The sequence below is a fragment of the Saccharomonospora cyanea NA-134 genome (assembly GCF_000244975.1).
GTDB lineage: Bacteria > Actinomycetota > Actinomycetes > Mycobacteriales > Pseudonocardiaceae > Saccharomonospora > Saccharomonospora cyanea.
Map to the genome: position 1 here is coordinate 1,796,976 of NZ_CM001440.1, position 12,328 is coordinate 1,809,303.

The 12,328-nt window shown below is 68.9% G+C and carries 10 protein-coding genes; 3 read left to right on the forward strand and 7 right to left on the reverse strand.

The annotated features are described in order from the left end of the window. Positions 1–39: 39 nt before the first annotated feature. Together SACCYDRAFT_RS08590 and SACCYDRAFT_RS08595 are read left to right on the forward strand one after the other, a co-directional pair. Positions 40–1,035: an asparaginase gene (locus tag SACCYDRAFT_RS08590; RefSeq protein WP_005455425.1), complete on the forward strand. Its 996-nt coding sequence runs from the start codon at positions 40–42 to the stop codon at positions 1,033–1,035. Positions 1,036–1,125: 90 nt separating this feature from the next. Continuing rightward, positions 1,126–1,527 (forward strand): hypothetical protein, encoded by a 402-nt coding sequence (locus SACCYDRAFT_RS08595; protein ID WP_005455426.1) that lies wholly within the window; start codon positions 1,126–1,128, stop codon positions 1,525–1,527. A gap of 97 nt (positions 1,528–1,624) precedes the next feature. Here the strand turns inward: SACCYDRAFT_RS08595 and SACCYDRAFT_RS08600 are convergent, their stop codons facing one another. The 3 genes from SACCYDRAFT_RS08600 to galT all read right to left on the reverse strand — a co-directional run bounded on the left by SACCYDRAFT_RS08600 (position 1,625) and on the right by galT (position 4,832). Beyond that, positions 1,625–1,903, reverse strand: coding sequence for a hypothetical protein (locus SACCYDRAFT_RS08600; protein ID WP_005455429.1), 279 nt, complete (start codon positions 1,901–1,903; stop codon positions 1,625–1,627). Positions 1,904–1,915: 12 nt separating this feature from the next. Continuing rightward, positions 1,916–3,616, reverse strand: a complete 1,701-nt coding sequence (locus tag SACCYDRAFT_RS08605) for a sodium:solute symporter family protein (RefSeq protein WP_005455430.1) — start codon at positions 3,614–3,616, stop codon at positions 1,916–1,918. A gap of 139 nt (positions 3,617–3,755) precedes the next feature. Beyond that, positions 3,756–4,832 (reverse strand): galactose-1-phosphate uridylyltransferase, encoded by a 1,077-nt coding sequence (gene galT / locus SACCYDRAFT_RS08610; protein WP_005455432.1) that lies wholly within the window; start codon positions 4,830–4,832, stop codon positions 3,756–3,758. A gap of 349 nt (positions 4,833–5,181) precedes the next feature. Here galT and SACCYDRAFT_RS08615 point away from each other — a divergent pair, with 349 nt between their 5' ends. After that, positions 5,182–7,728 (forward strand): glycoside hydrolase family 2, encoded by a 2,547-nt coding sequence (locus SACCYDRAFT_RS08615; protein WP_005455440.1) that lies wholly within the window; start codon positions 5,182–5,184, stop codon positions 7,726–7,728. Positions 7,729–7,772: 44 nt separating this feature from the next. On the opposite strand, the gene galK is transcribed toward SACCYDRAFT_RS08615, so the two are convergent. The 4 genes from galK to SACCYDRAFT_RS08635 all read right to left on the reverse strand — a co-directional run bounded on the left by galK (position 7,773) and on the right by SACCYDRAFT_RS08635 (position 12,319). Beyond that, positions 7,773–8,954: a galactokinase gene (galK, locus tag SACCYDRAFT_RS08620; protein ID WP_005455441.1), complete on the reverse strand. Its 1,182-nt coding sequence runs from the start codon at positions 8,952–8,954 to the stop codon at positions 7,773–7,775. After that, complete coding sequence (locus tag SACCYDRAFT_RS08625) at positions 8,951–9,772, reverse strand: DeoR/GlpR family DNA-binding transcription regulator (RefSeq protein ID WP_005455442.1); 822 nt, start codon at positions 9,770–9,772, stop codon at positions 8,951–8,953. Before SACCYDRAFT_RS08625 ends, galK begins: the two co-directional genes overlap by 4 nt. Before the next feature lie 281 nt (positions 9,773–10,053). Next, on the reverse strand, positions 10,054–10,584 hold the full coding sequence (locus SACCYDRAFT_RS08630) for a hypothetical protein (RefSeq protein WP_005455443.1): 531 nt from the start codon (positions 10,582–10,584) through the stop codon (positions 10,054–10,056). Then, entirely contained in the window at positions 10,565–12,319 is a 1,755-nt protein-coding gene (locus SACCYDRAFT_RS08635) for a vWA domain-containing protein (protein WP_005455444.1), read from the reverse strand. Before SACCYDRAFT_RS08635 ends, SACCYDRAFT_RS08630 begins: the two co-directional genes overlap by 20 nt. Between the last annotated feature and the right edge of the window lie 9 nt (positions 12,320–12,328).

Sequence of the window (12,328 nt, forward strand, 5' to 3'; positions counted from 1 at the left end):
GTATGGGTCGCGTATAGCCGGGCACAGACCAATGGAGGCATGCCGAAACCAGCCGTGGCGATCATCGGAACGGGAGGCACCGTCAGCGGTGTGGCGCCGTCGCGGACGTCCTTCCACCGCTACGAGGGTGGGCGGCTGCGTATCCGCGATCTCACCGAGGAGCTGCGCGACGAGCTCACCACGCTGGCCGACGTGTACCCGAGCGAGTTCCGCGGCGCCAGTCCGCCCGGGCTGCGGCTGGCCGACTACCGCGAACTCACGCTCCGGGTCGACGCGTTGCTCACCGATGTCGACGCGGTCGTCGTCACGACGGGCACCCAGTTTCTGGAGGAGCTGGCGTACTGGCTCGACCTCACGGTGCGCAGCCCCAAACCGGTGGTGGTCACCGGCTCGATGAGGCCGTGGAACGTCCTGGGCAGTGACGCTCCCGCCAACCTCTACAACGCCGTGTCGCTGGCCGCCTCCGCACGCACCACCGGCTTCGGCACCGTGGTGCTGTTCAACGACGAGATCGTCGCCGCCCGTGAGGTGACCAAGACCAGCACGCTGCGGCTGCACGCCTTCCAGGCTCGGGACCACGGGCGTCTCGGGACGGTGGACGGGGAGCACATCCGGTTGCCCCGCGCGCCCGCCCGATCGGCCGATGTGGGAACCGACCGGTGGCGGACGCCTTTCGACGTGCGGGAGCTGGCTGGGGACCGGCTCCCCGTTGTGGAGATCGTCCTGTCCTACGTCGAGGCCGGCGCCGCGACGGTCGACGGACCCCTCGACGCCGGAGCCGACGGGATCGTGATGGCGGGGGAGCCGTCGGCGGCGCAACTGGCCTCGATCAGACGCGCTGTCGAACACGGCGTGCTCGTCGTCGCCGCGAGCCGGAACGGCTCGGGAGCCGTCTACCGCAGTGGGATGCCCGAGATCCCCGCAGCGGAGGATCTGCTCCCGCAGAAGGCCCGGATGCTGCTTGTCCTGGCGTTGGGCGTCGGCGGCGACCGCGCGCGGGCCCACACGCTGTTCGAGACCTACCGGGCGCCGTAGTGCTCGGTGGGGTGGTGTGACGAGGCCGGGTGGATCGCGGGACCCGGCCGCTGTCGCACCGCCGTCCAAATCGACGGAAAGGATAGGGAGATGGCCAGACTGTTGTCGCGGATCGGCCGGTCCGCCGGAGTGGCCGCACTCGCGTGTGCCGCCGCGCTCGGTGCGGGGACGGCGGCCGCGCAGGCGGAGGAGTCCGCGGAGACGTGGCAGGTGTCCTACGGGAGCGCGAGCGCGTCCGGCACGCACTACACCGAGAACCGCCAGATCGTCGTGGAGGGGGAACTGCGCAACACCGGCGACGGCTGCTACACGCTTGAGTACATATACGTCTACGACTTCTCAGGCCATTCGGGAACGCTCTCGACGGTGTGCGGACCGGGCAGCGACGAGTTCACCACCCCGGTGGGCTACGACAGCATCATGTCCTCGGTGAGGGTGTACCTGTGTAAGGGCACCGGGGAGACGAACGACTGCGAGAGCGTGCTTCTCTGACCGTCGGGGACACCCGGCGGTGACGCGTTCCGAACCCGGCGCGTACACGACGGTGGCGGCCACCCACAGGGGGCCGCCACCGTCGTCTGTACCAGGCTCAGTCGTCCTTCTTCTGCTGCTCCAGGCGTTCGATCTCCTCCGCCGGGACGGCCACGGGACGTAGCCTCGCCCACAGCACGAACAGTCCCGTGAAGATCAGCATGCCGATGCCGGTCCACAGGTTGATGTTGATGTCGGCCGCCTTGGCGATGTCCTCGTCGGTGGTGAAGCCGACCCCCATCACCGTCAACACGACGCCGTAGACGCCGGTCAGGAGTGCGATCACCAATCGGATGTCGAAGGCCCTGGCACGGCGGGTCTCGGAGGTGTTCGTCATGGTTACCGCCTCCTAGAAGATGATGTTGAACAGGATGGTGACGGCCAGCACGATGCCCGCGAGCAGACCCGGACGGCGGTACCAGCCCGCGTCCTCGCCCGTCGTGGAGTGCTTCAGGTTCTCCTTCGGGGTCAGAGAGTAGACCAACCCCACGAGCTGAGCCTCGGGCTTCGGCTGCGTGGCGTAGGTGACGGCGACGCTCACCACGATGTCGACCACGAACGCGGCGCCCGCGCCGACGAACGACGCACCCTGGCCCGGCAGGTCCCACACCCCGGTCTCGGCAAGCAGGAAGACGCCGACCGCGGCGGCGGTACCGCTGACCAGACCGGTCCAACCCGCCGTGGGTGTCATGCGCTTCCAGAACATACCGAGGATGAACGTCGCGAACAGCGGCGCGTTGAAGAACGAGAACAGCTGCTGCAGGTAGTCCATCAGGTTGGCGTACGACGCGGCGATGAACGCGGTGCCGATGGCCAGGATCGTGGCGATCACGGTGACCATCCGGCCTGCCCGCAGGTAGTAGCCGTCCGGCTTGCCCTTGACGACGTACGCCTGCCAGATGTCGTAGGTGAACACCGTGTTGAACGAGCTCAGGTTCGCCGCCATACCGGCCATGAACGACGCCAGCAGACCCGCGATGGCGATGCCGAGCATGCCGTTGGGCAGCAGGTCACGCATGAGCAGCAGGAGGGCGTCGTTGAACGTCGCGCCACTCGGGGCTTCCTCACCGGCCAGCAGCGCGGCCTTGTTCTCGCCCGCCAGCTCGGTCACCGTGACGCCCGCGATCATGCCCGGGATGATGACGATGAACGGCACCAGCATCTTCGGAATCGCGCCGATGATCGGCGTGCGGCGGGCCGCCGACATGCTCTTCGACGCCATCGCCCGCTGCACCTCGACGAAGTTCGTCGTCCAGTACCCGAACGACAGCACGAAGCCCAGACCGAAGACGATGCCGAGGACCGACAGGAAGTTGCTGCCGAACCCGGTGAGCTGGTTACCGGGCCAGGAGCTGAGCTGCTCGGCGCCACCGGGGCCCGCGGAGACCCGTTCGACGAGTCCCTGCCAGCCACCGACCTTGGCCAGTCCCACGATGGTCAGCGGCAGCAGGGCCGCCACGATGACGAAGAACTGGAGCACCTCGTTGTAGATGGCGGCCGACAGCCCACCGAGCGCGGTGTACGCGAGGACGATCACCGCGGCCAGGAGGACCGAAACCCAGATCGGCCAGCCGAGCAGCAGGTTGACGACCAGGGCGAGCAGGTAGAGGTTCGCCCCCGCGATGAGGATCTGCGCCAGCGCGAAGCTGATGCCGTTGACGAGGTGCGCGGGCTTGCCGAAGCGTCGCAACATGAACTCGGGAACGCTGCGCACCTTGGAGCCGTAGTAGAACGGCATCATCACGATGCCGAGGAACAGCATGGCGGGCACCGCGCCGATCCAGAAGTAGTGCGCGGTCGGCATGCCGTACTGGGCGCCGTTGGCCGACATGCCCATGACCTCGATCGCGCCGAGGTTGGCGGCGACGAAGGCCAGACCGGTCACCCACGCGGGCAGCGACCGGCCGGACAGGAAGAAGTCGAGACTCGTCGACACCTGTCTGCGGGCCAGGTAGCCGATACCGAGCACGAGTAGGAAATAGAAAGCGAGCAACACGTAGTCGATCGCTCCTGCATCAAGCCGCAGGTCCGCTTCAGCGAGGACGTGCACGGCCCACCTCCGGGGTCAACGAGAAGTCACGCCAATTTGTCGAACGGCCACCGCGCGGCATCGTCGACCCGCGCGCCGGTCCCCTGGTTTCGATTCCGGCGAAAGCCGGCCACTGTGGACGTATCGGTCGGTCGTCTGGTCACACCTCCCGAAGTCTCTGCGCGACGTCTTCGGGCAGCACGTCGGTGATGAAGGCGTTCATCCCCGACTCGGAGCCCGCCAAGTATTTCAGCTTGTCGGCCGAGCGGCGGATCGAGAACAGTTGCAGGTGCAGCCGGCTCAGGTCCTCGTCGTCACTGTTGGGCGCCTGGTGCCACGCCGAGATGTACGGCAGGGGAGCATCGTAGAGGCGGTCGAACCGCCGCAGCACGTCGAGGTAGAGCGTCGCGAAGTCGTCGCGTTCGGCGTCGTCGAGTTCGGGGATGGTCCGTACCTTGCGCAGCGGGTGGATGTGCACCTCCACCGGCCAGCGCGCCGCCGCGGGCACGAACGCCACCCAGTGGGCGTTCTCGGCGATCACGCGCAGTCCGGCGGCCCTCTCGGCGGCCACGACGTCGGCGTGCAGGTCGCGGCCGGTGCGTTCGCGGTATCGACGGGCGACGTCCAGCATCCGCCCGGTCCGGGGCGTCACGAACGGGTAGGCGTAGATCTGGCCGTGTGGGTGGGAGAGTGTGACACCGATCTCGCGGCCCCTGCTCTCGAAACAGAACACCTGCTCCACGCCGTCGAGCGCGGACAGCTCGGTGGTGCGGTCGGCCCAGGCGTCCACGACCAGCCGAGCCTGCGCCGGGGTGAGGTCGGCGAAGCGCGCGTTGTGGTCGCTGGTGAAGCAGACCACCTCGCAGCGGCCGAAGCCGGGCCGGACGTCGACGAGTGGGTGTCGCACGTCGACGTCGCCGAGGTGCGCGCCCGTGGACAGGCTGGGGAAACGGTTCTCGAAGATCGCGACGGTGTACTCGGGGGCGGGGATCTCGGTCTGCCTGCCGTCACGCGACGGGCACAGGGGGCAGTCGTCGCGGGCGGGCATGAACGTGCGGTTCTGGCGGTGGGAGGCCATCATCACCCACTCGTCCAGCAGCGGGTCCCACCGCAGTTGCGAGGCGGTGCTGACGGAGGGCAGTTCCCTCGGGTCCGGCTGCGCGGGCACGGTCTCGCCATCGGCGGCGAAGTACAGCAGCTCGCGGCCGTCGGCCAACGTCGTGCGCGTCCTCTTCACCGGTCCCGCATCCTCTCGATCTCACTCGATGTGCCGATCAGAGAAATTCAACCACGAAGCAACAGAAACGAACAGACGAGGGTGGTAACCGGCCCGTATCGTCTCGACTACGCCGAACGAGTCAGTGTCCCCCGGGTGCCGCCACCGGGCTGCACGCGCGGTGGTGCCCGCACCATCAGTGCCCGACGGGCCCTGGTGTTGGAACGTGGTCGATACTGCGTGCAAGTGTTGACACTCTGAGTCGTCATGTGTGAAATGCTTCACGCCGGTGAGCTCCCGGGCGGGGCGGACCGGCGTGTCCGGCGTCGGCGGCGAGGCCGACGCGGTCCTTCTGCGAGGAGGGTGTTCGATGCTGCCACCCGCACCACCGACTCGACCACGTCGCCGCAGGTTCGGTTCCCGGACCGGGCTCGCCGCGTTGGCGGCGCTGCTGGCCACGACGCTGAACCCGGCGGCCGCCGCGGAGCCCACGGAAACCACGGAGAGCTGGACCATGGGCGAACCGCGACTGGTGACGCCGTGGACCCACGACGTGTCACCCGACAACGCGCTCCCGGAGTACCCCCGGCCGCAACTCACCCGCCCCGAATGGCGCAACCTCAACGGCGTCTGGGAGTTCGCGGGCGCCACCGAGGGGGAGGAACCACCGTTCGGTGAAACGCTGCCGGAGCGCATCCTCGTGCCGTATCCGACGGAGTCGGCGTTGTCCGGTATCCAACGGCACGAGGATCACATGTGGTACCGCCGGACGTTCGACGTGCCCAGGAAGTGGCGGATCGGCGAGCACAACCGGCTCGTCCTGCACTTCGGAGCCGTCGACTACGAGGCCACGGTGTATGTGAACGGGCGAGAGGTCGCCTCGCACACCGGCGGCTACGGCGCGTTCTCCGCCGACGTCACCGACGCGCTGAAACCGCATGGCGAGCAGGAGATCGTCGTGGGTGTCACCGACCGCACCGACGCCACGTGGCAGCCGGTCGGCAAGCAACGGCGGGTCCCCGACCGCGGCATCTTCTACGAGGGCGCGTCGGGTATCTGGCAGACCGTGTGGCTGGAGCCGGTGGCTTCCGCCCACGTCACCACGCTCGACATGGTGCCGGACATCGACACGTCCACGCTGAACCTCACGGTGAACACCGTGGGCGCCTCCGAGCGCACGACCGTGGAGGCCGTGGTGCGGGACGGCCGCCGCGTCGTCAGCCGCACCCGAGGCGACGCGGACGAACCACTCTCCCTGCCGGTGCCGAACGCGAAACTGTGGTCGCCCGACTCGCCGTTCCTCTACGACCTCGACGTGGTGCTGCGTGACGGCGACGGGCGCGGCCGTCCGGTGGACCGTGTGTCGTCCTACTTCGGCATGCGCGAGATCGGGATGGCCGAGGGCGAGGACGGCAGGCTGCGGATCACCCTCAACGGCGAGATCCTGTTCCTGATGTCCACTCTGGACCAGGGTTACTGGCCCGACGGCATCTACACCGCGCCCACCGACGAGGCCCTGCGGTGGGATCTCGAGGCGCACAAGCGCCTGGGCTTCAACACCGTGCGCAAGCACATCAAGACCGAGCCCGACCGCTGGTACTACCACGCCGACCGCCTCGGCCTGCTGGTCTGGCAGGACATGCCGTCGATGCGCACCGGCGGCAGGCCGCCCGCCGACGCGGCGGCGCAGTTCGAGGCCGAGCTCCACGAACTCGTGGAGGAGAAGAAGAACTGGACCTCGATCATCGGGTGGGTGCCGTTCAACGAGGGCTGGGGCGAGTGGTCACGGGAGGCCACCGGCCGCATCGCCGAGGAGGTCGCCGAGCAGGACCCGACCCGGCTCGTCAACGCGCACAGCGGCGTCAACTGCTGCGACTCGCTCGGTGACTCGGGCAAGGGCCACGTCATCGACTGGCACGCCTACGTCGGGCCGGCCACACCGACGCCCGACGAGCACCGCGTGTCCATCGACGGCGAACACGGCGGCTTCGGCCTGGAGGTCGACGGCCACATGTGGTTCGGTGAAGGCCACGCCTACCAGATGCTGCCCGACTCCGAGAGTCTGACGGCCGCGTACGTCGACAACCAGCGCGCCGTACTGCACGCCGCGCGGTCGTGTGGCATCAGCGGGGCGATCTACACCCAGATCACCGACGTCGAACACGAGGTCAACGGCTTCTTCACCTACGACCGGCAGGTGGAGAAGATGGACTTCGAGGCCGTGCGCCGGGTCAACGAGGAGATCATCGAAGGCGCCGACGGCTCCGGCGACGGCGGTCCCGCCCCCGACCCGGGCACTCCGGGACTCGACGGCGTGCACGCCTACCCGTTCGACGAGGGTTCGGGCACGGTCGCCTCGGACGCGGTCGGTGATGCCGACGCCACGCTCACCGGCGCCGAGTGGACGGACGGCGTGCGCGGCGGCGCCGTGTCGTTCGGCGGCGCGGGAGAGGCCGACACGGGGACGGCGCTCGTCGACCCCGAGGGCAGCTACTCGGTGTCGGCGTGGGTGCGGCTCGACGAGGCGGGTGGCGGCTTCCAGACCGTCGTCAGCCAGGACACGGGAACCCACAGCGCCTTCTTCCTCCAGTACTCCGGACAGGACCAGCGGTGGGCGATGAGCTACGCCGGGCTGCGCGCGCTGTCGCCGGAGAAGCCGGAGCCCGGCCGGTGGTACCACCTCACGGGAGTCCGGGACGCCCAGGCCGGAACCCTCTCGCTGTACGTGGACGGGCAGCACGTCGACACGAAGAACGCGTGCCTGGCCGAGGGCGGTGACGGCAACACGGTGATCGGCCGCGCCCAGTACGGCGGACAGGAGGTCGACCACCTGCGCGGCGACGTCGACGAGGTCAGGGTCTTCGACCGCGCCCTGTCCCGGGACGAGGTCGCCGAGCTGGCTTCGGTGAGGAACTGAGCAGGCGGTGCGGGGCGGTGAGTGCCGTCCCGCACCACCTGGGGTCAACGGATTCGGCGCGCTCCCGGTGCGGGGGTGGCCGTGAAAGCGCTCGGCTCGGTGTAGCCCGAGTCGGCGAACGCCGTGCGCACCGCGTCGAACACCGTGTCGGCGCGGTCGTCCGGCACCAGCGCGATGACGCAGCCGCCGAATCCGCCGCCGGTCATCCGCGCACCCAGCGCACCTGCAGAGAGGGCGGCCTCCACCGCCGTGTCCAGCTCGCCGACGGTGACCTCGTAGTCGTCCCGCAGCGAGGCGTGCGACGCCGTGAGCAGGGGCCCGATCCCGTCGAGGTCGCCGTCACGCAGCCTGCGCACCGTGTCCGACACGCGGGCGTTCTCGGTGACCACGTGCCGCACTCGCCGCCGCTGCTCCTCACCGTCCACTCGCGACAGCGCGGTGGGAAGGTCGTCGAGGGCGACGTCGCGCAACGCGGGGACACCGAGGGCCGCGGCGGCGGCCTCGCAGGCGGCGCGGCGCTTGGCGTACTCGCCGTCGACCAGTCGGTGCGGGGCTCGGGTGTCGATCACGAGCAGCGTCCGGCCGTGGCGGGCCGGGTCGAACGGCACGTGCTCGGTGAGCAGCGACCGCGTGTCCAGGAACAGCACGTGGCCCTCCCGGCAGTTGACGGACGCCATCTGGTCCATCACGCCGCAGGGCATGCCGACGAAGTCGTTCTCGGCGCGCTGCGCCAACCGCGCCAGTTCGGTGGGTTCGACACCCAGCTCGAACAGGTCGTTCAACGCTCCCGCCACGGCACATTCCAGGGCGGCCGACGACGACAGGCCCGCACCGGCCGGGACGTCGCCGTCCACGACGAGGTCGACCCCGCCCACGTCGTGGCCCGCGCTGCGCAGGCTCCACACCACGCCGGCGACGTAGGCGGCCCAGCCGGCGACCTCGCCGGGCCGGGTGCCGAGCTCCAGCGTGACCGGGTCGCCGGTCTCCTGCAGCGACAGCACACGTACCTGGGCACCGGGCGTCCGGCCCGCCGCGGCGCGCACACCCTGTGGCAGGGCCATGGGCAGCACGAACCCGTCGTTGTAGTCGGTGTGTTCACCGATGACGTTGACCCGCCCCGGTGCGGCCCACACCCCGTCCGGCTGCCTGCCGAAGGTCTCGGTGAACGCCGTGACCGCCGGGAGGACCTCGGAGCTCCGGGACGGGACGGTCGGCTCGTGGGTCATGCGCCGGTCTCGCTTTCAGCGTTCTCGTTCGGTTCCTCGTCCGCCGCGGCGTCCACCACGACGAGGTCACCGACGCGGTCGCGAAGGGCACGCTGGTGTTCGTCCGCGAGCCCGGAGTCGGTGATCAGCACGTCGGCGGCGTCGATGTCGGCGATGGTGCTGATGCCGAGCACGCCGTACTTGGTGTGGTCGGCCAGCACCACGAACCTGCGGGAGGCGGCCACGAACGCGCGGTCGGTCTCGGCCTCCATGAGGTTGGGCGTGGTGTAGCCGCTGCGCACGTCCATGCCGTGCACGCCCATGAACATGACGTCCAGGTTCACCGAGCGGATCGCGGTCACGGCGAACGGTCCGACCAGCGCCTCCGACGGTGTGCGGATGCCACCCGTGAGCACCACCGTCTGGTCGGTGCGCGGGCGGCGGGAGAACACGTCGGCGACCTGCACGGAGTTGGTGACCACCGTGATGTCGGGCAGGTCGCGCAGTAGCCGGGCGAACGTCCACGTCGTGGTCCCCGCGGACACACCCACGGCCATGCCGGGCTCGACCAGCCGGACGGCCGCCGTGGCGATGGCGAGCTTCTCGGCGTTCTCCCGGCTCGACTTCGCGGCGAAGCCGGGTTCCTCCGTGCTGCGTCCGCCGGGCAGGACGGCTCCGCCGTGCACCTTCTGGAGCTGGCCCTGCTGCGCCAGTACCTCCAGGTCACGGCGCACGGTCATGTCGGACACGCCGAGCCGCTCGACCAGCGCGCTCACCCGTACGGCGCCGGAGCGGCGGATCTCCTCCAGGATCCGTGACCGGCGTTGGCTCGCCAACATGGGACCGTCCTTCCTGCGCTGTTCCGGCTGCCACGCAGTGTGCCGCAGGAACAGGATCGCACATTTTCCCAAGCCTATCGAGCGGGGCGATCGACCGCTCCGCGCCGGGTGCTCGTACGCGTCGCAGGTCATCGAGTGTGCTGGGGACCCCTTGTCGTGCCGTGGGTGTGTCGACTTACCGAAAAAACCTCAATTTCACACACAAACCCACAGGTCTCGGTTCGGTCATGCGTGCCGGAAGCGGGCCCCGCGCTCCGTGCCGCCCCGACGAGGGGGCGGCCTCAGTCGCCGGAATGGTTGTGACCGAGCAGCTTACGCACGATGCCGATGGTCTTCTGCAGGCTCTGTTTGATGTACCTGAGCCGCCGTTCGATCTCCGGCTCCGGTGACTCGGGATCGATCCGCTCCAACTGATGGGTGGCGTCACGGAGGTCGTCGAGTATCAGCGTTGTCACCTGGTGTTCGTGAACGGACCCCGAGGAGGTTTCGATCAGCTCGGTGAGGAGCACCGCTGTGGCGCGCACACCCGGGTCGTGCACGGGGAGATCGACCAGTGCCTGCCGGCACCGCGCGGTGAACTCCTCGGCCTGCTCGGTGGCAGGTCCCCCGTGTGCTCTCGGCCGTTGGTCAGGAGTGCCGTCCCGGGCGAGCAGCGCGTTGGTGACCACGATCGAGCCGTACACCGCCGCGGCGGTCGCCACGCCGACGAGCAGGCCCCACCACCCCTGTTTGGTCGCGGTGACGATCCCGCCTGCGAGTCCGAAGAGACCGGACAGAGCGAGGCCCCACGGATCAGAAGTGGCTGAAGACACTGCGGAACACCTGCGAGATGTCGGAGAGGTTGCTGGGATCGTAGGCTCGCGCCTTCGTCGCGGTGGCGATCGCGTCCAACGTCGCGCGGTCGGCGTCACCGCCGTAGGCGATGGTGAAGATGCGCACCGACGTCTTGACGTCCTCCGTGGTGACGGCGTCCAACAGTTCCTGCCGTGACACGCCGCCTCGCGCTGTGTCGCGGCCGTCGGTCAACAGCACGATGGCGTTGAAGTGGTTCGGGTCGATCTTTCCCCCCATGGCCTGGTACGCGGCGTGTGTCGCGTCGTAGAGATTCGTCTCGCCGTCCGCCTCGAGGTCGTCCACGAGCGCCAGGAGTTCCTGGCGCGCCTCCCCGATCGGGCGCAGCTGCTCGCGGACCACGTGCTCGGGTGCGGTGGTGAGCGTCCACAACGCGACGTTGATCTCCTCGTCGAGCAAGTCGAGCGCCTGCTTGACGACGGGCTTCAGGAGATCGAGCTTGGTCGTCGACCCGGGCGCACCAGGGTCGATCGGCTCGTTCATGGAGCCCGACACGTCGAGTAGCAGGAGCACGTTCCCGCGAATGCGTATCCGGTCCTGCCAGACGTCGAGCATGAGGTCGACGACCTCGGGGCCGGGCAGCCCGACCGCGTCGGTGGTGAGCTGCGGGGTGGTGCCCACGCTGTCAGCCACGTCGCCACTGGTGCGGCCCTCGCTGTCGCGGAAGCCGTGCTCGATGAACCTGTCCTGCTGTTCTCGTTCGAGGAGGAAGTCACGGAAGTGCTCCGCGACGGCGTGTTGCTCGTCGCTCACGTGGTCGAGGACGAGGAAGGGGTGGTCGAGCACCACCGTGCTGTCCGCGGGTTGGATGGCCACGAGCGGGTCGTTCGGCCGCCGCTGCCTTCCCATGTGGGAAGGATTGCCCGTGGGAGCCCCCTGGTTGTAGGCGTAGACCATCTGCTCCTGCATGATCATGGCACTGATGTAGGGTTTTCCGGTTCCCTTCTGGTCCTCGACGTAGAGGTTGCCGAGGAAGGTCACCGAGTCCTCGGAGTAGTGCACCACCGACGACTCCACGTCGCGCACGAACTCCAGTGTTTCCGAGTCGGTCAGATGCCCCTCGGTGAGCTGGGCGGGATTGCCCGCGGCGGCGTGATAGGCCGCGATGGTCGCCGCGAGTCCCGAGGAGGACAGCGGGGGTTTGTCCTTGCCCATGGCGAACAGTCCCCACTCGGGGTGGCCGTGGGCCGTCCAGTCGGGGTTTCTGGCGAGGTTGCGCAGGTCGGACCAACCCAGGTGCTTGTCCGGCCAGCCGAGCGCGACGGCCATCTTCCTGGGCATGCCGATCACCAGCGGGCTCGTGGTGATGGAGTCGTTCTCACCGGTGAACAGCGTCCGATCGCTGCGGAGTTCGGCGAGCCCCGCCCAGAGCGAAGTGCTCGGCAACCACACGTCCGGCCTGGGCATTTTCGCCTGGCTCGCGTCCCACCCTTCCGCGAGGTGTTGCGCGGCCTCGCCCGAGGTCAGCTTGTTCACCCGCACTTCCGCGCACCGGCCCTCGACGACGTGCTTCTCGCTGTTGTACTCGTCGGCGAGGACGGTGACCAGGTCGCCCTTCTCCGTGGACGAGTTGACCCGGAGGGAGACGCAGTCGGAGTAGTCCACGGACGCCGAGGGCACCAGCACCGCACCGATGACGCCGATGATGCCCACCAGGGACCCGACCACAAGCGGTACGGTGCGCCCCACGGTCACGGCAACCTC

Coding starts and splice junctions, on each gene's coding strand:
- SACCYDRAFT_RS08600 (WP_005455429.1), bottom strand. CDS start 1,903: ATGACGAACACCTCCGAGACCCGCCGTGCCAGGGCCTTCGACATCCGA.
- SACCYDRAFT_RS08615 (WP_005455440.1), top strand. CDS start 5,182: ATGCTGCCACCCGCACCACCGACTCGACCACGTCGCCGCAGGTTCGGT.
- galK (WP_005455441.1), bottom strand. CDS start 8,954: ATGACCCACGAGCCGACCGTCCCGTCCCGGAGCTCCGAGGTCCTCCCG.
- SACCYDRAFT_RS08590 (WP_005455425.1), top strand. CDS start 40: ATGCCGAAACCAGCCGTGGCGATCATCGGAACGGGAGGCACCGTCAGC.
- SACCYDRAFT_RS08595 (WP_005455426.1), top strand. CDS start 1,126: ATGGCCAGACTGTTGTCGCGGATCGGCCGGTCCGCCGGAGTGGCCGCA.
- SACCYDRAFT_RS08625 (WP_005455442.1), bottom strand. CDS start 9,772: ATGTTGGCGAGCCAACGCCGGTCACGGATCCTGGAGGAGATCCGCCGC.